General features: G+C 72.6%; 16 protein-coding genes. 4 read left to right on the forward strand and 12 right to left on the reverse strand.

The window, feature by feature from the left end:
- Positions 1–30: 30 nt before the first annotated feature.
- Positions 31–2,019, reverse strand: coding sequence for a glycogen debranching N-terminal domain-containing protein (locus AB0D44_RS06030; protein WP_362585039.1), 1,989 nt, complete (start codon positions 2,017–2,019; stop codon positions 31–33).
- Positions 2,020–2,276: 257 nt separating this feature from the next.
- A complete protein-coding gene (locus AB0D44_RS06035) occupies positions 2,277–3,539 on the reverse strand; it encodes a DUF4192 domain-containing protein (RefSeq protein ID WP_362585042.1) in 1,263 nt (420 codons plus the stop codon).
- Between the two features lie 123 nt (positions 3,540–3,662).
- Between AB0D44_RS06035 and AB0D44_RS06040 the strand changes: the two genes are divergently transcribed.
- Together AB0D44_RS06040 and AB0D44_RS06045 are read left to right on the forward strand one after the other, a co-directional pair.
- On the forward strand, positions 3,663–5,822 hold the full coding sequence (locus AB0D44_RS06040) for a RecQ family ATP-dependent DNA helicase (protein WP_362585045.1): 2,160 nt from the start codon (positions 3,663–3,665) through the stop codon (positions 5,820–5,822).
- A 215-nt stretch (positions 5,823–6,037) separates the two neighbouring features.
- Positions 6,038–6,667, forward strand: a complete 630-nt coding sequence (locus AB0D44_RS06045; RefSeq protein ID WP_362585048.1) for a hypothetical protein — start codon at positions 6,038–6,040, stop codon at positions 6,665–6,667.
- Between the two features lie 142 nt (positions 6,668–6,809).
- On the opposite strand, the gene AB0D44_RS06050 is transcribed toward AB0D44_RS06045, so the two are convergent.
- A complete protein-coding gene (locus tag AB0D44_RS06050; RefSeq protein WP_362585167.1) occupies positions 6,810–7,466 on the reverse strand; it encodes a hypothetical protein in 657 nt (218 codons plus the stop codon).
- 75 nt (positions 7,467–7,541) lie between these two features.
- Positions 7,542–8,252 carry a ribonuclease HII gene (locus tag AB0D44_RS06055; protein ID WP_362585050.1) on the reverse strand — a complete coding sequence of 237 codons (711 nt, stop codon included), beginning with the start codon at positions 8,250–8,252 and terminating at the stop codon, positions 7,542–7,544.
- 685 nt (positions 8,253–8,937) lie between these two features.
- On the opposite strand from AB0D44_RS06055, the gene AB0D44_RS06060 reads away from it, so the two are divergent.
- A complete protein-coding gene (locus AB0D44_RS06060; RefSeq protein ID WP_362585053.1) occupies positions 8,938–10,491 on the forward strand; it encodes an MFS transporter in 1,554 nt (517 codons plus the stop codon).
- 164 nt (positions 10,492–10,655) lie between these two features.
- Here the strand turns inward: AB0D44_RS06060 and AB0D44_RS06065 are convergent, their stop codons facing one another.
- The 7 genes from AB0D44_RS06065 to nrdR form a co-directional block, all read right to left on the reverse strand.
- Entirely contained in the window at positions 10,656–12,350 is a 1,695-nt protein-coding gene (locus AB0D44_RS06065) for a DUF4173 domain-containing protein (protein ID WP_362585055.1), read from the reverse strand.
- A gap of 168 nt (positions 12,351–12,518) precedes the next feature.
- Complete coding sequence (locus AB0D44_RS06070) at positions 12,519–13,436, reverse strand: ADP-ribosylglycohydrolase family protein (protein ID WP_362585058.1); 918 nt, start codon at positions 13,434–13,436, stop codon at positions 12,519–12,521.
- 11 nt (positions 13,437–13,447) lie between these two features.
- Entirely contained in the window at positions 13,448–14,107 is a 660-nt protein-coding gene (locus AB0D44_RS06075; protein ID WP_362585061.1) for a histidine phosphatase family protein, read from the reverse strand.
- 83 nt (positions 14,108–14,190) lie between these two features.
- A complete protein-coding gene (locus AB0D44_RS06080; protein ID WP_319728923.1) occupies positions 14,191–14,796 on the reverse strand; it encodes a YdbC family protein in 606 nt (201 codons plus the stop codon).
- Between the two features lie 32 nt (positions 14,797–14,828).
- Complete coding sequence (locus AB0D44_RS06085; protein WP_362585063.1) at positions 14,829–15,656, reverse strand: arylamine N-acetyltransferase; 828 nt, start codon at positions 15,654–15,656, stop codon at positions 14,829–14,831.
- A gap of 135 nt (positions 15,657–15,791) precedes the next feature.
- Positions 15,792–18,683, reverse strand: coding sequence for a vitamin B12-dependent ribonucleotide reductase (locus AB0D44_RS06090; RefSeq protein ID WP_362585066.1), 2,892 nt, complete (start codon positions 18,681–18,683; stop codon positions 15,792–15,794).
- A 140-nt stretch (positions 18,684–18,823) separates the two neighbouring features.
- Positions 18,824–19,336: a transcriptional regulator NrdR gene (gene nrdR, locus AB0D44_RS06095; protein ID WP_362585069.1), complete on the reverse strand. Its 513-nt coding sequence runs from the start codon at positions 19,334–19,336 to the stop codon at positions 18,824–18,826.
- Positions 19,337–19,805: 469 nt separating this feature from the next.
- Here nrdR and lexA point away from each other — a divergent pair, with 469 nt between their 5' ends.
- Positions 19,806–20,597, forward strand: a complete 792-nt coding sequence (gene lexA, locus AB0D44_RS06100) for a transcriptional repressor LexA (protein ID WP_362585071.1) — start codon at positions 19,806–19,808, stop codon at positions 20,595–20,597.
- Positions 20,598–20,774: 177 nt separating this feature from the next.
- Here lexA and AB0D44_RS06105 read toward each other — a convergent pair whose 3' ends face one another.
- A complete protein-coding gene (locus tag AB0D44_RS06105) occupies positions 20,775–22,745 on the reverse strand; it encodes an ATP-dependent DNA helicase (protein ID WP_362585074.1) in 1,971 nt (656 codons plus the stop codon).
- Between the last annotated feature and the right edge of the window lie 46 nt (positions 22,746–22,791).

The following is a 22,791-nucleotide window of genomic DNA, read 5'->3' on the forward strand; positions in this document are numbered from 1 at the left end:
GGGGCGTCCGGCCCCGCCGACAGAACCTCCCTAACCTCCCAGTTGGAGCACATCGGCGGCCTCCTCCACCATGCCGAGGCCGAGCCGGCTGACCCGGACGGCGAAGGGCTCCCCCGATACCCGCAGGCCGGAAAGGCGCAGTGCGCCGAGGGGTGCGCCGGGGAGCGGGACGAGGGCGACCGTGCCCGCGGGGGCGTCGGGACGGATTCCGGCGAGGGCGGTCAGGACGTGGATCCCGGCCGCCGCGGCCACCGCGGCCGGGCGGCAGGCCGCCGGATGCGGGAGCGGGGCACTGCCGGCGACGCGCTGCTCGGCGGCGAACATCTCCGGCAGCCGGTAGCCGAAGCTTTCCGCCGCGTCCAGCAGGCCGCGCAGCAGCCCCGCGGCCTCCTTCTCGAAGCCCGCCTGCGCCAGCCCCGCCACCGCCACCGCGCTCTCGTACGCCCGGACCGCACCGGAGCGGTGGCCGAAGGGGTTGTGTCCGGGCTCCCTGGCGGCCATGCTCCGCAGGCCCCAGCCGCAGTCCATGGCGGGGGCCCCGAGCAGCCGGGCCACCTGCTCGGTGCCGGCCCGGTCCAGGAGCCCCGGTGCGAGCCGTCCGCCACTGAGGAGTCCGGTGTCGAGCAGGTGCGCAGCGGCCCCCGTGAGCCGGGGCAGCGGCCGACCGTCGGGATGCAGGGCCGCCGCGGGCCTGCCCCCGTCAGGCCCGTCGATCCAGAACTCGGCCCGGAACCGCTCCCGCAGCGCGGCCGCCCACTGCCGCCATTCCTCGGCTCCGGGCCGCCCGAGCGCGGCGAGCAGGTCGGCGCCGAGCAGCGCGGCCCGGTGGGCGTGGGCCTGGGTCTCGCAGCGGCGGGGTCCGGGGTGGGGATCGGCCAGGAAACCGTCCTCGCCCAGGGCGCCCCGCATCCATGCGAGGCACCGCTCGGCGGCGGGGAGCAGCCGGGCCACCTCCTCCTCCCCCATCCCCCAGAGCCGGGCCTCGGCGAGCACCGCGGGGAAGGCCAAGGTCGCCTCCGTTCCGGTGCACCCGGGTGGGAGCTGGGGGCCCGCCCCGCGCAGTGGGCCCGGGATCTTGCCCGCGTCGGGGCCGCTCCCGCCGCTCTGGCTCCGGGCCAGGATCCTCAGGGTGGCCTCGGCCAGTCCGGTCCCGAGCGGCAGTGCCATCCGGGCGGCCCAGAGCGATTCCGCCGGGGCCAGTCCCAGCCTCCACGGCACCCCTGCGGCCACGAAGGCGTCGCCCGGCTCTGCGGAGTCCCTCAGCAGCAGCGCCCCCAAGTCCTCCACGCTGGTGCGGAACCAGGCCTCGGCTCTCGGATCGTCCCCTTCGGCCCTGGCGTCGGCGAGCGGATTGGCCACCTGGCAGGCCGGTGCTCGGGTGACCCGGTCCTGCGTGGTCCGCAGCTCGATGGTGCGCGACTCGCCCGGGGCCAGTTCGAACTGCCAGCGCAGCAGCCCGGGGGAGGCCAGTGCGTCGTCCGGCGGAGGCTCGGCGACGGTGACGGCCTGCGCCCCGCCGGTGCTCCACCGCAGGCCCGCCGCGTGCACCGCGGCCGGCAGCTCCGGCACGGCGTGCCCGGCGGCCACGGCGGCCAGCTCTGCCAGATCGGTGCCGAGCAGCACCTCCACCGGCAACCGGACCGGCCGGCTGGCGAAGCTGCGCACGGTGATCCGCTCGGTGCCGTCCGCGTGCCGGACCCGTTCCACTCCGATGTCGGGGTCGGGGCCGGGCTCCGCCCCGGTGCGCACCGTCGCGTGGAAGGCGGCCCGGTCGGCGCCGAGGCTCCGCCCTTTGAGGGCCACCGGCTCCCGCCCCGCGACGCGCAGGACGCACCGGGAGAGCAGCCGGCGCCCGGCGCGGTAGATCCCGTCGATCCCCCGCCCCGTCAGCTGGCCGTGTTCGGGCGAGATGACCAGGCAGGGCGCGGCGACGCAGATGACGGCGCCGTGGACGGGCGGCAGCTCGTGCCTGCGGGCGGCAGGCACTCCGGGTGGTCGGAGGGGTGCGGGGTGAGACATGCGTCGCCTTGTCTGCGCTCCGGTCGGTTCAGCTGGGCGGCGGCGCGGCCGGGCCCCCGCCACCCTCCAGGGGAACGCCCCCACCCCTGCCCGGGTCACGGGCCGCACCCCCGCCCGGGTCACGGGCCGCGCCCCCGCCCGGGTCACGGGCCGCTCCGTCAGCCGCGCGCGGCCGGGACGGGGCCGGCGCCGCACCACGGTGCCCAGGCGGCTGCGCATCCGCCGCACCAAGGAGGTGCACCGGATCCGGCGCGGGCTCACTGTCCGCTCCCCGCGGTGCGGCGGGACGCGCGGCTCGGAGCCGCCTTGCCCCGGCGGCCGGGGGGACGCGTACCGGCCGGGCGGCGTCCCCTTCGGGGCTCGCGCCGTCGCCGCTCCTCCCGCAGGCACTGCCGCAGCCCCTCGGGGTCGATGCCCTCGTTGCAGGCGTGGTGGAGCAGCTGGGCGAAGCGGTAGTCGGCGTCCGCACGCAGGGCCAGACCGAAGGCGATCCGGGCGGTCGGCTCGTCTCCCGTGGACCAGGAGACCCAGCCCGCGAGGGTGAGCGGGGCCGCCGCGTGCTCGCCGTACGCGCCGACGCAGCGCCGGGCGAGGGCCCGCCACAGCCGCAGGGCGGGTCCCGCCTCCTCGTCTTCCATCCACTCGGCGGCGATGTCCCGGATCTCCCGGTCCTGGAGGCCGAGGATCAGCGCGGCCGCCTCGTCGTGGTCGAGCAGGGCGTCGTCCCGGTCGTCGGCGTGGGTTCCCTCGACTGGCGGGGCCAGGGTGATCCGCCGCATCAGCGCCCGGGCCAGTGCGAGGGTCTCGGCGCCCACCTCCTCCCGGGTGGCCCCGTCGAGGATCTTCGGTACGAGGGCGGCGGCAGCCCGGTCCAGGGCGCGCTCCATCTCCATGGCCGCGGCTCCGCCCAGGGGTGTCAGCCGGCCCTCGATCTCCTTGAGCGAGCCCCGGACCTGGAGGCCTGCGAAGGTGGCCGCGGCGGCCATCACCGAGGTGCCGACCGCGGCCAGCGGGCTGCCCTCGGCCGGGCAGCAGCGCTGGTCGGGGCAGACGTAGGACCAGAAGCGGCCCGCGGAGAGGCACAGGGCCTCGAGCACGGGCACGTCCAGCGCGCCGCAGGCCAGCCTGATGCGCTGGGCGAGCGGCCGCAGCCGGGTCATCACCCGCTGGCCGCTCTCCCCGCGGTGGGGTTCCTGGCAGAGGAAGACGACGATGCCGTCGGGCCTGCATCCGCGCCGCTCGCTGCCGCGGATGAGGCAGTCGGCGACCTGCCGCGCGGTGTCCTCCCACTCCGCGGGGGTGGCTGGGATGCCGACGCGGAGCCGGCCGCCGAAGCGGCCGCCCTCTCCGTGCACGGCGACCATGACGAGGGAGTCGGTGGGGTGGAAGCCGAGCATGTAGGGCAGCGCGTCAGCCAGTTCGGCCGGGCTGCGCAGGGTGATCCGGGGGTCGGGGCCTGATCCGGTGGTGCTCGTGGACGGCCGGTCGGACGGGGTGCCTGATGCGTCGTTGTTCGTCATGCCCCGAAGGTCCCGCGCAAGATCCGATCCTGAAAGCCCTGTGGATAACTGATTCAAATTTCAACATCCGCAGGCTCGGGGCAGCATTGGCGCGATGTCCGAGGCATCGGGTTGCATGGGGGCATGAACGCAGACCTGAGGTCCTCGGCCGACTCCGTACTCGCCCGCCTCGTGGGCGACCCCACGGGCACGGCTCGCCTGCGCGAGGACCAGTGGCGTGCGATCGAAGCGCTCGTCGCACACAAGCGCCGGGCGCTGGTCGTGCAGCGCACGGGCTGGGGCAAGTCCGCGGTGTACTTCGTCGCCACCTCGCTGCTCCGGGCGAGCGGCGCCGGACCCACCGTGATCGTCTCCCCGCTCCTCGCGCTGATGCGCAATCAGGTCGAGGCCGCCGCCCGCGCCGGGATCCGCGCCCGCACCATCAACTCCGCCAACCCCGAAGAGTGGGAGGGCATCCAGGCCGAGGTCGCGGCGGGCGAGGTGGACGTCCTGCTGGTGAGCCCGGAGCGGCTCAACAACCCCGACTTCCGCGACCAGGTCCTCCCCAAGCTCTCCGCCGCGACCGGCCTCCTCGTCGTGGACGAGGCCCACTGCATCTCCGACTGGGGGCACGACTTCCGCCCCGACTACCGCAGGCTGCGCACCATGCTGGCCGACCTCCCGCCGGGCGTCCCCGTCCTCGCGACGACCGCCACGGCCAACGCACGCGTGACCGCCGATGTCGCCGAACAGCTCGGCACCGGCGCCGGCACCGACGCGCTCGTGCTGCGCGGCCCGCTGGACCGCGAGAGCCTGAGCCTGGCCGTGCTCACGCTGCCCGACGCGGCGCACCGGCTGGCCTGGCTCGCCGACCACCTCGGCGACCTGCCCGGCTCCGGGATCATCTACACGCTGACGGTCGCGGCGGCCGAGGAGGTCACCGCCTACCTGCGCCACCGCGGGCACACGGTGTCCTCGTACACCGGGAAGACGGAGAACGCCGACCGGCAGCAGGCGGAGGACGACCTCCAGGCCAACCGCGTCAAGGCGCTCGTGGCCACCTCGGCCCTGGGCATGGGCTTCGACAAGCCCGACCTCGGCTTCGTCGTGCACCTGGGTTCGCCCTCCTCCCCCATCGCCTACTACCAGCAGGTCGGCCGCGCCGGCCGCGGCGTGGAGCACGCTGAGGTGCTGCTCCTGCCCGGCAGGGAGGACGAGGCGATCTGGCAGTACTTCGCCTCGGTGGCCTTCCCGCCCGAGGAACAGGTGCGCCGGACCCTGGACGTGCTCGCCCAGGCGGGGCGGCCGATGTCGCTGCCCGCCCTGGAGCCCCTGGTCGACCTGCGCCGCACCCGCCTGGAGACGATGCTCAAGGTCCTGGACGTGGACGGCGCCGTGCACCGGGTCAAGGGCGGCTGGACCTCGACCGGCGAACCGTGGGCGTACGACGCCGAGCGCTACGCGTGGGTGGCCCGCCAACGGGCCGCCGAACAGCAGGCGATGCGCGACTACGCGGCAACCACCGAGTGCCGGATGGAGTTCCTGCGCCGCCAGCTCGACGACGAGCAGGCCGCCCCCTGCGGCCGCTGCGACAACTGCGCAGGCGCCCGGTTCACGGCGGACGTGTCCACCACCGCCCTGGACACCGCCCGCGGTGAACTGGGCCGCCCGGGCGTGGAGCTGGAGCCGCGCAAGATGTGGCCGACCGGGCTCGCCGCGGTCGGCGTCGACCTCAAGGGCCGTATCCCGGCCGGTGAACAGGCCTCCACCGGCAGGGCGCTGGGCCGGCTGTCCGACATCGGCTGGGGCAACCGGCTGCGCCCGATGCTCGCCCCGCAGAGCTCCGACCAGCCGATTCCGGATGACGTCGCACAGGCCGTCGTGGCCGTCCTCGCCGACTGGGCACGCGGCCCCGGCGGTTGGGCCTCGGGCGCCCCCGACGCGCCGGCCAGGCCGGTGGGCGTGGTCGCCCTGCCCTCCAGGAGCCGTCCCCAGCTGGTCGGTTCGCTGGCCGCACGCATCGCGGAGGTCGGGCGGCTGCCGCTGCTCGGGACGATCGCCTACACGGACCAGGTCCCGGAGTACGGACTGCCCTCCTCCAACAGCGCCCAGCGGGTGCGGGGGCTCCACCAGGCGTTGAGCGTGCCCCCGGCCCTCGCCGCGACACTGACCGAGGCAGCGGGACCGGTGCTCCTCGTGGACGACCGCGCGGAGAGCGGGTGGACCCTCGCCGTGGCTGCCCGCCTGCTCCGGCGGGCAGGCGCGAAGGGGGTGTTCCCGCTGGTGTTGGCGCTCCAGCCCTAGCCCCATGCGTCATCTCCGGCCTGACGGGGCAGGGATATGAACGGCATACCGGCGAATTCCGGTCGGCGGCGCCAATTGCTCGTTGCCGCATCCTCGCGGGCCACGCGAGAATTGGAGGGCTCCCGCCCGACTCCTCGGCACCCTCGTGGGTCGTGCTGCGGCGCGCCCACACTCCAGCCGTGCCCGTCCGCGGGCGTGTACCCGAAGGGAGGACCGTGACCTTCGGATTCGCCCCGCCCTCGACCACGTCCCTGACCACGGCCACCGGCGGCGCCAGCCGGCACGGCCGGCTACTGGAACCCGCCGAATGGACGGCGGCGGGCATACCCCTGCTCCGCAATCCGCGCGAGGTCGTCAGCGGGCTGCACTCCCGGCACAGCCCCGAGCCGTCGACCGCGGTCATCGCCGTCCTCGGCCCGGAGGAGCAACTGGTGGCCAGCGCATCCTTCGTGCAGCGGTCGGCCTCGGCCGACGGCTGGGAGTACCGCAACGCCCTGCTGTCCCGGCTGCGCCGGGTCATCCCGCACGACCTGCGGCGCCGGACCCCGGTCCGCACGGCGGTGCTGCTCTACTGCCGCGAGGGCGACGAGCGGTGGACCGAGGAGGACGGGGCCTGGATGTGGGGGCTGCGGGACGCCTGCACCCTGCACGGGCTGCGCTGCGGCGCGTACATCACGCTGACCCGCGGAGGCTGGCAGGTCCTGGGCGAAGGCCGGGGCGGCCGACGGCCCAGCTCGGATTCACGGCCTCAGCGGCTCGGCGACACGGCGGCCGAATTCGCACCGATCGCCCTGCACACCGGCGGCGGCGCGGCCGAGGCACTGCGACGGACCGCCGCCCGCTGACCCGCGTACGGCCGTCGGGCCGAACGGGGGCGCGGGCGTGGGCGGGTGCGTGGCCGGGTGCGTGCGGCGCACCGGCCGCCGGGCCTTAGCGGGGCCGGTCCGAAGCCCGCCCCGCCCCTCGCCCGTGCCGGGATACGGGGCGTCAGACGCCCGCACCCAGCACGGAATTGATCTGCTGCGGGTCACCGCACACGATCAGCAGCGCACCGGCCCGCGCCAGCGCGACCGGCAGGGAGCCCGCGACCGCGTCGACCGCTCCACCATTGACGGCGAAGACGACGACGGGACGGCCGCCGGCGCGCTGGACCTGAGCGGCGTCCGCGTAGAAGACGTCGTCCCCGGCCTCGTGCAGGGCCCAGTAGGCACCCTCGCCGAAGGACAGCTCGTGGGCGGCCCACGGGTGCGGGTCGCCGGTGGTGAGCACCAGGATGTCACCGGGCGCGCGCCCGGTGTCGAGCAGCAGGTCCACGGCCTCTTCGGCGGCGTCGAGCGCACCCTCGGCGGAGGCCGGGATCAGCTGGATCTGGGGCACCGCCGCCGAGACGGACGGCGCCGCGGGGGCGGCGGGCGCCGCGGGAACGGGTCCGGGGGTGGCCTGCGGCGCACGCTGCGCGGGCGGGGCGGGCCTGGGGACACCACCCGCGCGGCCAGCCGCTGCGGGGGAGGGACCGGGGCGTCCGGGCGGCGGGACGGCTGCGGGACGCGGACCAGGTACGGGACGAGGGGTCGGCGCGGTGCGGCTCGCGGCCGGCGAGACGCGGGGACCCTGGGCACTCTCGTGAATCTGAGGCTCCTCGATGGCGTGGTGAGAGGCTGAGGTGATGTCTATCAAACACCGGTACGAAACGTACCGGCCGGTGGCACATGGGTGCGATCAGAAATCGAAGCCGAGTTGGCCTCCGTTTTCCAGCTCCATCGACTCCTCGCTGCGGCGCACCTTCTTGAGGTGGCGCCACTGGGGGAGCGCGTCGAGGTACGACCACGAGAGCCGGTGATGGGGGGTGGGCCCCAGCTCCTCCAGCGCCGCCCGGTGTACGGGCGAGGGGTATCCGGCGTTGGCGGCGAAGGCGAAGTCCTCGAAGCCCCCGCCCTGACCGCCGATTTCGGCCATCATCCGGTCGCGGCGCACCTTGGCTATGACCGAGGCCGCCGCGACGGCGACGCACGACTGGTCGCCCTTGATCACCGTACGGACCTGCCAGGGCGCACCGAGGTAGTCGTGCTTGCCGTCGAGGATCACCGCGTCGGGCTGCACCGGCAGGGCCGCCAGGGCACGCTCCGCCGCGAGCCGCAGGGCGGCGGTCATCCCCAGCTCGTCGATCTCCTCCGGGGAGGCGTCTCCGAGTGCGTAGGCCGTGACCCAGGACTCCAGGACGCCGAGGAGGGCGTCGCGTCGCTTGGGGGTGAGCAGCTTCGAGTCGGTGAGTCCGGCGGGCGGCCGGCGCAGACCGGTGATCGCCGCGCACACGGTGACGGGACCGGCCCAGGCCCCTCGTCCGACTTCGTCGACCCCGGCGATGACCTTGGCGCCGGTGGTTGCACGGAGGGAGCGTTCGACGGTGTGGGTGGGTGCTTCGTACGGCATGGCGCCAGCAAGGTTACGCCGCCCCGCGCCGCCTGCACACCCCGCCCCGGGTCCGGCCCGCGCCCGTCCCCGCGCCCGTCCCCGCGTCCGGCCCGCGTCCGGCCCCGTCCGGGCCACTCCCCCGGGCCCCCGTCCGCCCCGCGCCCGGCCCGTCGTCCGGCCTCACGCCCAGTCCCACGCCCAGCCCACGCCCCGTCCCAGGCCCTTCTCCTGCCCGGCCCCACCTCGCCCGTTTCGCTCCGGTCCGCGGCAGCGCCCCCTCGCGGATCCCTCCCCGCAAAGCCACCCACGCCCTTCGCTTCCGCACACCGATTGCACATTCCCCCGGCCCAGCAGGAAAGCCCCTCCGCCGGCCTCGCCCCACCCCGCCCGATTCCCTCCGCACCGGCTCCCTGATCAGCGACCGAGCCGCCGCGCACACTCCGGACGACAGGACTCCACCCATCACCCGCCGCCCTTCCGGTCGCACTCGCGAAGGAGTGTCCGCGAAACCGGCAGACGCGTCGGCGTCCGGCCTCCCAACACCGCGCCGAGAATCGCCCGTTCGGGTTGGGGGGCGGAGGTCCGCGGGAGGTGTACCCGCCAATTTCCGCCACGGTGAATGCTCGCCTCCACCACGCCCCGGCTCGTACGGTGGTCCGCAAGTGAACGAACGCGTCCACTGTTTCACTTTGGGGGATCCTCAGTGACACGCTCTCAACTCGCCTCACCCCGAATACCGGGCGCGGCCCACCGGGAGGGGCGCCCCGGAATCGCGCTCACCGTGATCGCCGCCTGCCAGCTCATGGTCGTCCTCGACGCGACGATCGTGAACATCGCCCTCCCGCACATCCAGACCGCCCTCGACTTCAGCACCACCGATCTGTCCTGGGTGCTGAGCGCCTACACCCTCACCTTCGGCGGCCTGCTCCTGCTCGGCGGCCGAGCGGGCGACATCCTGGGCCGGCGCCGGGTGTTCATGACCGGCATCCTGCTCTTCACCCTGGCCTCGCTCCTCGGCGGCTTCGCCCAGGAACCCTGGCAGCTGCTCGCCGCCCGCGCCCTGCAGGGCGTCGGCGGGGCCATCGCCTCCCCGACCTCGCTCGCGCTGATCACCACGACGTTCGCCGAAGGCCCCGAGCGGAACCGGGCCTTCGGTGTGTTCGCCGCCGTCTCCGCGGGCGGCGGCGCCATCGGCCTGCTGGCCGGCGGCATGCTGACCGAGTGGCTCGACTGGCGCTGGGTCCTGTTCGTCAACGTGCCGATCGGCGTGCTGATCGCCGTCCTCACCCCGCTCTACATCACGGAGTCCGAGCGCCACCCCGGCCGTTTCGACGTCGCGGGCGCTCTGACCTCCACCGGCGGCATGGCCTCGCTGGTCTACGGGTTCATCCGCGCCTCGGAGGACGGGTGGCGCGATTCGCTCACCCTCGGCTCGTTCGCGGCGGCCGTCGTCCTGCTCGCGCTCTTCGTCGCCGTCGAGTCCCGGGCTCGGGAGCCGATCATTCCGCTCCGCATGTTCGCAGACCGCAACCGCGCAGGCACCTACCTGATCATGCTCGGTCTGGCCGCGGCGATGTTCGGCATGTTCTTCTTCATCGTCCAGTTCGTGCAGAACGTCCTGGGCTTCGGCCCGATCCAGTCCGGGCTCGGCTTCCTGCCCGTGACCGTCGCCATCGTCACGGCCGCCGGCCTCTCGCAGCGCTTCCTGCCCCGCTTCGGCCCCAAGCCGTTCATGGTGTCCGGATCCGCCCTCGTCGGTGTGGGCCTCGGCTGGCTGATGCTCATCCGCACCGACTCCTCGTACGCGGCGGGGGTGCTCGGGCCGATGCTGCTGTTCGGCTTCGGCATGGGCCTCAACTTCGTGACCCTCACCCTCACCGCCGTCTCCGGGGTGGCACCCAGGGAAGCCGGCGCGGCCTCCGGCCTGCTCAACGCCAGCCAGCAGGTGGGCGGTTCGCTGGGCCTGTCCATCCTGGTCACCGTCTTCGGCACGGCCGCCCGCACCGAGGGCGAACAGCAGGTTCCGGCCTTCATGGCGCAGGCGGACCCGGGCAGCGTGGCCGCCTTCCAGCAGACCGGGCAGCTGCCCGACCCCTGGGGGGACCTCGTGCTCACGCAGGGCATCTCCACCGCCTTCGGCGCCGCCGTGGCGATGGCGGGGGTCGCCCTGGCAACCGCGGTGCTGGTGATCCGGGTACGCAAGAGCGACCTGGAGGCCCTCAACGGAGTCGCCGCGAAGGGCGGACCGCCCGCCTGAGCAGTCCGGACACCGGGTCGTACGCACGAGCACGGGTCGAGCCGGACGCACGGGCCGGTGAACCGGGCCGTACGAGGGCCCGGGCGCGGGATCGTCCCCGCGCCCGGGCCCTCGTACGCACGGGGAAGACGGCCCCGTACGCCAGCACTCGCCTCCTTACTCGCCTAGTACTCGCTGCGGCCGGCGAAGGCGCCCAGGCGCGAGCAGACCTCGTACGTGGCCGTCACCGGTCGCTCGCGCAGGATCTGCCGCGCCCGGTGCTCACCCAGGCTCATGGCGTACCAGGGGACGTCCCCGGCCTCGGCGATCTCCTGGCTGATCCCGTGCAGGGCGCAGGACCGACGGGGCTCGGGCAGCCGGTCGAGGGCCGGTACGGCATCCGCCGACAGGCTCTGGAAGTAGGCCAGGTCGATCTTGCCGTCCGCCTGGAAGCGGGCCACGTTGCGCTCGGCGACCATCCCGTCCGGGGACAGCAGCCCGAAGGCCAGGACCGCCGCCGCGGCGCTCCCGGCGACCGCGCGCGGCAGCCAGCGGGCGCCGAACACCCCCGCCGCCATGATCAGTACGAGGACCAGGCCCAGCCACATCTCCATCGCGGTCACCGACACCCGCAGGATGGTCAGCCCGTACGCGTCCACGTACAGGTCCATGCGGCGCAGCGCGGAGGCCACGACGACCAGCGTCAGCGCGCACAGCACCCCGAGGACGACGCGGACGAAGCGGCGGTCGGCGGCGCCGGAGCGCGGGGCCCAGCGCAGGGCCAGCGCGATCACGACGAGGGTGAACAGGGTGGCCCAGAGCAGCTGCCAGAAGCCCTGGCGCGCGTATTCGGCATAGGTGAGGCCGGTGCTCTCGAGGACCTTGTCGTAGCCGCCGAACAGGACGGCCAGCTGTACCGCGTTGAAGCCGGCGAAGAGCAGGTTGAGCACGACGAGCGGAAGGGCCCATTCGACGCGGGACCTCGGCTTGCCGGGAGCCACCTTGATCCGGTCCCAGCGCAGCGGAGCGGCGGCGGCGCGGGCGGCGGCCAGGGCGAGGAAGGCCCCGAAGAGGAAGAGGACGATCCGCAGGGGGCCGTCCTCGATGGAGATGTCGGGCGTCAGCTCGCCCAGCAGATCGGCGAAGGCCGCGTCGGCGGAGGCGAACAGCGTGCCGAAGAGCAGCAGGAGGACCCCCGCCACGAGGACGGCCTTGGCCACGGGCATCCAGCGGTCCTTGCTGCCTCCGCCGCGCGAGCGCAGGCCCGCCCAGGCCCAGCCGAGCCCGGACACGGCGGCCTCGAAGATCCCGAGCGGGCTGAGCAGGACCCCGGGCCAGGTCCGGCTGCCGTGCAGGGCCAGCGCTCCGAGCAGGAGGGCGGAGAGGATCGCGAGGGTGGCCGGCCATGCCGAGTCACGCAGGGCGGGTACGGCGAGGAGGGCGAGGCAGCCGATCGCCCAGACCAGGGTCCAGGGGCGGGCGGTACGGCGGGCCGCACGGGCGGCGGCGTAGGCGGCGACCACGGCGGGTACGACGGCCAGCAGCAGGCCCGGTCCGATGCCGTCGCCGAGGAGCAGGGCGGTGCACAGGCCGGTGATCACCGTCGCGGCGAGGGTGACCGTCCCGATCGGGGCGGCTTGGGCGGGCCGCACCGCCAGCACCCACGCGGGCGGCGCGGAGGCCGCGGCCCGGGCCGCGGTCGTCCGCTGCCAGGCCTGCTGTCGCTGCCAGGCATGCCAGGCGGCTGCGTCGGCAGGAACTCCGCTGCCCGTCGGCGTTGCGGCCGCGGGGGGTGGTCCCTGTTCGGCGGCCGGCTTTTCGGGCACGGCGCCCTCGGTCCGGTCCTCGGCCTCGTCCGCACCGCCGGTGTTCTCTGACATCGGGTCCCCTCCCCTGTCGGCCGCCCCGGGTTCCGGGTGGGGCGGCGGAGCGGACAGCGTAGACCGGTGTCAGGCAGTTTTGAACAGGCTCAAAAGACTCCTGTGGCAGGACCGTGACAATGGGAACGGGGCCTTCGCCCCGTTCCGGGACGCCGCGGCCGGGTCCTGTTAGCGCGCCGCCGTCTCCGGCAGCCAGGCCGGCAGGGCTTCGGTACGCGCCAGCCACGCGGCCGGCAGCACCTCGTCGCCGCGCGCGCCCAGCACTCCGCCGACGATCGCGCAGGTCGTGTCGACATCGCCGCCCACCTGCGCGGTGGTCCAGAACGCCCGCTCGTAGTCGTCCAGCGACCGGGCCGCCGACCACAGGGCGAAGGGCACGGTGTCATGGGCACTCGTGCGCCGCCCGCATCCCAGGACCGCCGCGACCGTGGTCGCGTCGCCGTAGTCCAGCATGTCCCGTGCCCGGCGGATCCCGGCGCCCACGGCACTGCGCGGCACCAGGGCGATCACTCCGTCCAGCAGGTCGGCAGCCTTCGGCGGGCCGGCCGGGGCCGCCGCGAGCGCGGCCGCCGCGGCGACGGCCATGGCCCCGCAGACGGCCTCGCGGTGCTGGTGGGTGGTGTAGGCGGAGATCTCCGCCTGGTGCGTGGCCTGCTCGGGGTCGTCCGCGTACCAGGCGCCCAGGGGCGCGATCCGCATGGCGGCGCCATTGCCCCAGGAGCCCTGGCCGTTGAACAGTTCGGCGGCCAGGGTGCGCCAGTCCTGGCCCTCCCGGACCAGGCGCAGCATCCGGTTCACGGCGGGCCCGTAGCCCCGGTCGAAGTCGTGGTGGTGGGCGAAGGAGCTCGCCAGCGCGTCCTGGTCGATGCGTCCGTGCTCGGCGAGCACGGCCACGACGGAGCAGGCCATCTCGGTGTCGTCGGTCCACTGCCACGTCTCGGTGCCGACGGGCAGTTCACGCCGCTTGAGCAGCGGGTAGTTGACGGGGACGAAGTACTGGGAGCCCAGGGCGTCCCCCAGGGCCAGCCCGCGGAGGCTGGACAGGGCGCGTGCGTAGCGCCGTTCGGTAGTGGAGTCAGGGGTCATCGCGGGCCACTCTAGCCGTCCAGGTCGTAGGGCTCGGGTGTGGTCCACCGCTCAAACGGGCGGTCCAGCCGGTACCGGCCGTCCGGGCCCAGCACGAGCGTCCGGAATTCGCCGTTTCCCGGATTGGACAGGGCCTCGAACTCGGCGACCGACCAGTGGAACCATCGCATGCAGAACAGCCGCATGGTCAGCCCGTGCGTCACCAGCAGTACGTTCTGCGGATGGTCCGGAGCCTCGAAACTGCGGTAGAGGCTTTCCAGGAACGCCCCGACCCGGTCGTACACGTCGGCGCCCGACTCGCCCTGCGCGAAGCGGTAGAAGAAGTGCCCGTAGGCGTCGCGGTACGCCTTCTGGAGCCGTACGTCGTCCCGGTCCTGCCAGTTTCCCCAGTCCTGCTCGCGCAGTCTCGGCTCCTCGCGCATCCGGACCCGCGCCGGGTCCAGCCGCAGTTCCCGGAAGGTCTGCAGGGTGCGGCGGTAGGGGGAGACGTACGCGCTGATCGTCTCGTTGCCGAAGAGCTCGCGCAGCCGTACGCCGACCGCCGCGGCCTGCTCGCGCCCGGTCGCGGTCAGCCGCAGGGCGTGGTCGGGCTCGCGTTCGTACACCGAGTCGTCGGCATTCCCCTCGGATTCCCCGTGCCGGACGAGGACGATGCGCCGTGGTCGAACCATCCCACGACCCTATTCGGCCATCGCCGGGCCGACCGGCCGGGCACGCCGGTCGGCCGGCCGGATCGTCGTACGTTCCTACCGGCTCAGACGGTCCACGAGGGTTCGAGGTCGACGACGTCGCCGGTCAGGGCCTCGACGTCGGCCTGGATCTGAGCGCGCAGGGAGAGCCGCTCGACCCGCTCCTGGCGGTACTTGCCGTGCTCGGCGGCCGCGTGCCACATCGACAGCACCAGGAACTCCCGGCCCGGGGCCTCGCCGAAGAGGCCCCGGATCATGCCGGGAGAACCCGCCATGGCCGGGTTCCACACCTTCTCCTGCATGAGGGCGAAGTGGTCGACCCGGCCCTCACGGACCCGGGTGTGCGCGACCCGGACCACGTCGGCATCCGTGAAGCGCGGCTCGAAGCCGGTCTTCACGTCGAAGCGGTGGTCGAAGAGGGTGACGCGCAGATCGGTGTACGTACCGTTCTGCGCGGCGGCCAGCCGGTCGTGGCTGCGGGCCATGAAGGAGTCGTAGAAGGAGCGGCTCTCCCAGAACGCGAAGACATGCGCGACCCCCTGCCGGCCCCGGCTCCAGCCGCCGCCCTGCCCCCGGAATCCCGGCTCGCCCGGCAGCCCCGCCCATTTTCGCTGCCCCCGCTCGAACCCGCGTCGGTCCGTCACCGTGCAGCGAATCCACTTGACCAGCACGGCGCCATCGTACGGTCCCGGCGCGGCCCGGGTCAGTCCCCGGCGCGGTGGATCCGTACCAGTTCGGCCGCATCCCGCTCGGGCAGCCGAAGGCCGAACTCCCGGTCGAGCACGCCGAGCAGATCGGCCCCGACAGATTCCCGCTCCTCCCGCCCGTCGGGGTGGAGACGGAGGAGCTCCCGCCCGACCAGCGCTCGGCGGACGTCATCGCCCGGGTGCTGGACGATGACCCGCCCGATGAAAGCGGAGCGGGGGTGGGTGGAGCTGTAGTGGTTGAGCAGGACGTAGTCGACGGGGTGGTACCGCTGCGGGGAGAACGCGTACAGGTCGCGCCAGGTTCCCCCGCGCCGGAAGCACAGGACGAGAACGCCGTCCGTCTCCTCCCGGACGCGGTACGTCCACTCCCCCTGGCGCACCTCGGCCCCCGGATCCCCCAGCGGAACGGGCTCGAGGGGGCCCTGGTAGCCGAAACCGGCGTCGCACAGCCAGGGTTGTCCGTCGACGGTGACGACCAGGACGGCATGCGTCACCGGGGTCAGGGCATCACCGCGGGTGCGGTTGCGGGCGCCCCGCCCCGAGACCTCGAAGCCGATCCGCTCCAGGGCAGCGGCCAGCAGCGAGTTCTGCTCGTAGCAGTAGCCGCCCCGGCGGGCGTGCACGAGCTTGTCCTCGACCGCCTTGACGTCCAACCCGACGGGGCGGCCGAACAGGACGTCCAGGCTCTCGAAGGTGATGGCGCCGGTGTGGGCCCGGTGCACTGCGTACAACGTCCCGAGGTCCGGCCGCAGTTCCCGGCCCCCGCCCCCCATCCCGATCCGTGCCAGATACGCGTCCAGGTCCAGCTCGTCACCGCTCCACATGGCTCCCCCGTCTCCCCACGTCCCAGCGCGCCGACCGCGCCGCCCACACCATGATCGCGCGGTCCCGGGAACGCCGAAGGCGGGCAGGTCCCCGGGGGACCTGCCCGCCTCAGCGGATCACGACATCAGCGGACGTCAGCTGCAGCCGCTGGTGGAGCCGCAGCCCTCGCAGATGTAGCAGGAGCCGGCGCGCTGCATCTTCGTCCCGCAGGAGAAGCACAGGGGGGCGTCGGCGGAGACGCCGAGCTGCATCTCGACCAGTTCGGCGCTGCTGTGCGCCGTCTTGGGAGCCGGGACGGGCACGGCGGGCTCGACCGGCTTCGGGGCCGACGGCACCGCGGCGAGCGGGGCCGACTGCGCCAGGGACTCGGTGTCCAGCTCCTCCTCGAGGGGCTCGTAGGAGCCGGTCTCCAGGTGGCGCTGGCGCTCCTCGGCGGTGTGGATGCCGAGGGCCGAGCGGGTCTCGAAGGGCAGGAAGTCCAGCGCCAGGCGGCGGAAGATGTAGTCGACGATCGACTGCGCCATCCGCACGTCCGGGTCGTCCGTCATACCGGCCGGCTCGAAGCGCATGTTCGTGAACTTCGAGACGTAGGTCTCCAGCGGCACGCCGTACTGGAGGCCGACCGAGACGGCGATCGAGAAGGCGTCCATCATGCCCGCGAGGGTCGAGCCCTGCTTGGACATCTTCAGGAAGACCTCGCCCAGGCCGTCGTCCGGGTAGGAGTTCGCGGTCATGTAGCCCTCGGCGCCACCGACCGTGAAGGAGGTGGTGATGCCCGGGCGGCCCTTGGGGAGGCGCTTGCGGACGGGGCGGTACTCGATGACCTTCTCGACGGCGGCGCGGATGGTCTCCTCCGTCTTGGTGGTGACCTCCTCCTTCTCCTCCTCCTTCTTCTTGGCGGAGAGGGGCTGGCCGACCTTGCAGTTGTCGCGGTAGATCGCGAGCGCCTTGACGCCCATCTTCCACGCCTCGAAGTAGATCTCCTCGATCTCCTCGACGGTCGCCGTCTCCGGCATGTTGACCGTCTTCGAGATCGCGCCGGAGATCCAGGGCTGGATCGCGGCCATCATGCGGACGTGGCCCATCGGGGAGATGGAACGCTCGCCCATGGCGCAGTCGAAGACCTCGTAGTGCTCGGCCTTCAGGCCCGGCGCGTCGACGACGTTGCCGTGCTCGGCGATGTGGGCGACGATCGCCTCGATCTGCTCTTCCTGGTACCCCATGCGGCGCAGGGCCTGCGGGACGGTGCCGTTGACGATCTGCATCGAGCCGCCGCCGACGAGCTTCTTGAACTTGACCAGGGCCAGGTCCGGCTCGACACCGGTGGTGTCGCAGGACATCGCCAGACCGATGGTGCCGGTCGGCGCCAGGACGGAGGCCTGGGAGTTGCGGAAGCCGTTCTTCTCGCCGAGGCGCAGGACGTCCTGCCAGGCCTCGGTGGCCGCGGCCCAGATCGCGTTGTCCAGGTCCTCGGTGCGCGGCGCGACGGCGTTGGCGTCGGCGTGCTGCTTCATGACGCGCTTGTGCGACTCGGCGTTGCGGGCGTAGCCGTCGTACGGGCCGACGATGGCGGCCAGCTCGGCGGAGCGCTTGTAGGCGGTACCGGTCATCAGCGAGGTGATCGACGCGGCGAGGGTGCGGCCGCCGTCCGAGTCGTACGCGTGGCCGGTGGCCATCAGCAGGGCTCCGAGGTTGGCGTAGCCGATGCCCAGCTGGCGGAAGGCGCGGGTGTTCTCGCCGATCTTCTGCGTCGGGAAGTCCGCGAAGCAGATGGAGATGTCCATCGCGGTGATGACGAGCTCGACGACCTTGGCGAAGCGCTCGGCGTCGAAGGACTGGTTGCCCTTGCCGTCGTCGTTCAGGAACTTCATCAGGTTGAGCGAGGCGAGGTTGCAGGACGTGTTGTCCAGGTGCATGTACTCGCTGCAGGGGTTGGACGCGGTGATGCGGCCGGACTCGGGGCAGGTGTGCCAGTTGTTGATCACACCGTCGTACTGGATGCCCGGGTCGGCGCAGGCCCACGCGGCCTCGGCGAGCTTGCGGAAGAGCGCCTTGGCGTCGACCTCCTCGATGACCTCGCCGGTCATGCGGGCGCGCAGGCCGAACTTGGTGCCGTTCTCGACGGCCGTCATGAACTCGTCGTTCACACGGACGGAGTTGTTGGCGTTCTGGTACTGGACGGACGTGATGTCGTCGCCGCCCAGGTCCATGTCGAAGCCCGCGTCGCGCAGGGCGCGGATCTTCTCCTCTTCCTTCACCTTGGTCTCGATGAAGGCCTCGACGTCGGGGTGGTCCACGTCCAGGACGACCATCTTGGCCGCGCGGCGGGTGGCACCGCCCGACTTGATCGTTCCTGCGGACGCGTCGGCGCCGCGCATGAAGGAGACCGGGCCGGAGGCGTTGCCGCCGGAGGAGAGGAGCTCCTTGGAGGAGCGGATGCGGGAGAGGTTCAGGCCGGCGCCGGAGCCGCCCTTGAAGATCATGCCCTCTTCCTTGTACCAGTCGAGGATCGACTCCATGGAGTCGTCGACGGCCAGGATGAAGCAGGCGGAGACCTGCTGCGGCTGGGGCGTGCCGACGTTGAACCACACCGGGGAGTTGAAGCTGAAGATCTGGTGCAGGAGCGCGTAGGTCAGCTCGTGCTCGAAGATCTCCGCGTCCGCGGGCGAGGCGAAGTAGTCGTTGTCCTCGCCGGCCTTCGTGTACGTCTTCACGATCCGGTCGATCAGCTGCTTCAGACCGGTCTCGCGCTGCGGGGTGCCGACCGCGCCGCGGAAGTACTTGCTGGTGACGATGTTGACCGCGTTCACCGACCAGAAGTCGGGGAACTCGACGCCACGCTGCTCGAAGTTGACCGAGCCGTCGCGCCAGTTGGTCATGACGACGTCACGGCGCTCCCAGCTCACCTCGTCGTAAGGGTGCACGCCGGGGGTGGTGTGGATGCGCTCGATACGCAGGCCGCCCTTGGCTGCCTTGGTCCCCTTGGCGCGGGAACCACGTGCCGAGCTGCTCGCCGTCTCTGTCATGCCGCCTCCCAATGCGGGCAAAACGCCCTAAAGTGCCAGCGCTATTCCGCGGCACGGTGCTGTGTATCTGTATCTGCGTCTCTTCGCGCGGCTGACCGGCCACACCTCGGTGCGCGAGCACCGGGGCGAGGGCCGTCCGGTCAGTCGGCGGCGGAGGCGGGCACGGGGACCGAACCGGTCCCACCGGGCCCGCACTCTTCGGGGTGAGGCCGCCGCTCGCGCAGTTCCGCGATGGCGGTCTCGAAGTCTTCGAGGGTGTCGAACGCTTTGTAGACGGACGCGAACCGCAGGTACGCGACCAGGTCGAGCTCCTGCAACGGGCCGAGTATGGCCAGACCCACGTCGTGGGTGGTCAGCTCGGCGCTCCCGGTGGCGCGCACCGCCTCCTCGACCCGCTGGCCGAGCTTGGCGAGGGCGTCCTCGGTGACCGGCCGCCCCTGGCACGCCTTGCGCACGCCGGAGATGACCTTGGTACGGCTGAAGGGTTCGGTCACCCCGCTGCGCTTGATCACCATCAGCGAGGCCGTCTCCACCGTCGTGAAGCGACGGGAGCAGTCGGGGCACTGACGGCGCCGGCGGATCGACGTGCCGTCGTCCGTGGTGCGGCTGTCGACGACGCGGCTGTCGGGGTGCCTGCAGAAGGGGCAGTGCATGGTTCCCTCACCCTCCCTCTTGGCACGACTGAATCACCTCACGAGACCCCGGAACGGCAGAGACGAGCTCTGCCGGGGGCTGGTGAAGCAGCCACCAGCATATGCGATGTCGGGACCCCCGGCGGACCCGAGGACCACAACTTCTGGGCAGCTGGGCACATCCAACCACTAGATCTTGGGTTGCGGTGGATTTACCCGGCTCCGCGTGTCGCAGCGTCCGATACCCGGATACGAGGCCGCGCGGTGCCACACTGGGGCCGGACCCGGAGGGTCGCGACCCGACCGGGAAGGGTACCGTAAGCAGCGGATGCCGAGCCGAACCCGCGTTCGGCGAACCGATCGCCCATACACCCCTCGTTTTACCCACGAGGGACGATCCGCGATTTTTCACTCGAACGTGTGTTTGGCGCAACCTTTCGAAAGCAACTACCGTTGTCCAGCTAGGGAGAACATTTCGAGAGGGGCCGACGTGACCACCACCGCAGACAGTGCCGCCATCACTGCCCAGAACCGCTCCCAGAGCCGACTTGAGCCGGTGCATGCCATGAACGACGCAAACCTGAACCCGGAGGCGGAGCCCGTACGCCCCGCACGCTCGCTGCCAGGTCGACCTCCAGGCATCCGCGCCGACAGCTCCGGGCTCACGGACCGGCAGCGGAGGGTCATCGAGGTCATTCGCGACTCCGTGCAGCGGCGCGGCTACCCGCCGTCGATGCGGGAGATCGGCCAGGCGGTCGGCCTGTCCAGCACGTCGTCCGTCGCCCACCAGCTGATGGCTCTGGAGCGCAAGGGTTTCCTGCGCCGCGACCCGCACCGCCCGCGGGCGTACGAGGTGCGCGGTTCCGACCAGCCCAGCTCGCAGCCCACGGACACCACCGGCAAGCCCGCCGCCTCGTACGTTCCCCTGGTCGGCCGGATCGCGGCTGGCGGCCCGATCCTCGCCGAGGAATCCGTCGAGGACGTGTTCCCGCTCCCCCGCCAGCTCGTCGGCGACGGTGAGCTCTTCGTCCTCAAGGTCGTCGGCGACTCGATGATCGAGGCCGCCATCTGTGACGGCGACTGGGTCACGGTCCGCCGCCAGCCGGTCGCCGAGAACGGCGACATCGTCGCCGCGATGCTGGACGGCGAGGCCACCGTCAAGCGCTTCAAGCGCGAGGACGGCCACGTCTGGCTCCTCCCGCACAACGCCTCCTACCAGCCGATCCCCGGCGATGAGGCGACCATTCTCGGCAAGGTCGTCGCGGTACTGCGGCGGGTCTGACCCCGCCGCCCCCGTCCAGCCCCCGGGACCCACTGCGCCGGTCCCGGGGGTTGCTCTGTTTTTCTTACGGGGTCGCGGTTCTTACAGGGGTTCTCCCGGTTCTTACGGGTCGCGCCTCCGCTCCCCAGGGCTGCACCCCGTCGCTGTACGGCTGCACTCCGCCGCTCTCGCGGAGGTCTACTTGCCGTCGGCCTTCGCCGAGGCGTCGATGGCGGCCAGCGAGCGGCGGGCCTGGTTCCGGTCCGTCGTGTACCAGAAGTCCGGCAGCGTGGCCCGCAGGAAGGTCCCGTACCGGGCGGTGGCCAGGCGGGGATCCAGGACCGCGACCACACCGCGATCGCCCATGGCCCGTACGAGACGGCCCGCGCCCTGGGCCATCAGCAGCGCGGCGTGCGTGGCGGCGACGGCCATGAACCCGTTGCCGCCGTGCTCCTCGACCGACTTCTGCCGGGCGCTCATCAGCGGGTCGTCGGGGCGCGGGAACGGAATCCTGTCCATCACCACCAGCTGACAACTGGGGCCGGGGACGTCCACGCCCTGCCACAGGGACAGCGTCCCGAACAGGCAGGTCTTCGGGTCGGCCGCGAACGCCTTGATCAGCTCGCCCAGCGTCTCCTCGCCCTGGAGCAGGATCGGGTTGTCGAGCCGGCCGCGCAGTTCCTCGGCGGCCGCCTTGGCTCCGCGCATGGAGGAGAAGAGCCCGAGGGTACGTCCGCCCGCCGCTTCGATCAGTTCGGCGAGCTCGTCCATCATGTCGCCGCGCGTGCCTTCGCGACCGGGCGTGGCCAGGTGCTTGGCGACATAGAGGATGCCCTGCTTCGGGTAGTCGAACGGCGAGCCGACGTCCAGGCCCTTCCAGACCGGTGCGTCGTCCCCCTCGACCCCCTCGGGGGACAGGCCAAGGGAGGCCGCGACTCCGTTGAAGTCACCGCCGAGCTTGAGGGTGGCCGAGGTCAGCACCACGGAGCGGTCCTCGAAGAGCTTCTCGCGCAACAGGCCCGACACCGACAGGGGCGCGACGCGCAGGGTGGCGCCGAAGCGGTCGTGCCGTTCGTACCAGACGACGTCGTACTCGGAGCCGTTGGTGATCCGCTCCGCCACCGCGTGGACGCTCTCCACCGCGGCCAGGGCCTGCTTGCGGACGGCGTCCTCGTCGTGGACGGACTTGTCGCGGGTCGCGCCGATCGCCGAGATCACGTTGCGCGCGGCATCCCGCAGCGCCATCAGCGCATAGCCGAGGTCCTCGGGAATCTCCTCCAGCCGGCCCGGGAGCGCCAGCTCCATGACCCGCTCGAAGGACTCCGAGGCGGTCTGCAGGGCATCGGCCGTTTTCTCGTCGACGAGCTTGGCCGCGCGCTTCACGGCCCGGTTGACCTGCCCAGGGGTGAGTTCGCCGGTGGCGACGCCGGTCACCCGGGAGACCAGCTCGTGGGCCTCGTCCACGATCAGCACCTCGTGCTGCGGCAGCACCGGCGCGCCCTCGATGGCGTCGATGGCGAGCAGTGCGTGGTTGGTGACGACCACGTCCGCGAGCTTGGCCCGCTCGCGGGCCGCCTCGGCGAAGCACTCGGCCCCGTACGCGCATTTCGTCGCGCCCAGGCACTCGCGGGAGGACACGGAGATCTGCGACCAGGCCTTGTCCGAGACGCCGGGCGTGAGGTCGTCGCGGTCGCCGGTCTCCGTCTCGTCCGCCCAGTCGCGCAGGCGCAGCAGGTCCTGGCCGAGCTTGCTGGTGGGGGTGGCCGCTTCGAACTGGTCGAAGAGGCCCTCCTCCTCGTCCTGCGGTGCACCCTCGTGCAGGCGGTGCAGGCACAGATAGTTGGAGCGGCCCTTGAGCATGGCGAACTGCGGGCGCCGGCGCAGCTGCGGATGCAGTGCCTCCACCGTCCGGGGCAGGTCGCGCTCGACGAGCTGCCGCTGGAGCGCGAGGGTCGCCGTGGCCACGACCACGCGCTCACCGTGGGCGAGGGCCGGCACCAGGTAGCCGAGGGACTTTCCGGTGCCGGTTCCCGCCTGGATGAGCCGGTGGGAGTTGTCGTCGATCGCTTCGGCGACGGCTTCGGCCATGGCCACCTGGCCGGGGCGCTCCGTGCCGCCGACGGCGGAGACGGCGGCGTGCAGCAGGTCGGGGAGGGAGGGCTTCGTCATAGCACTCCCAACCCTACGGGGCCCCACCGACAGCGAGCGCACCGGC

The organism is Streptomyces sp. NPDC048349 (assembly GCF_040651925.1).
Classification (GTDB): Bacteria; Actinomycetota; Actinomycetes; order Streptomycetales; family Streptomycetaceae; genus Streptomyces.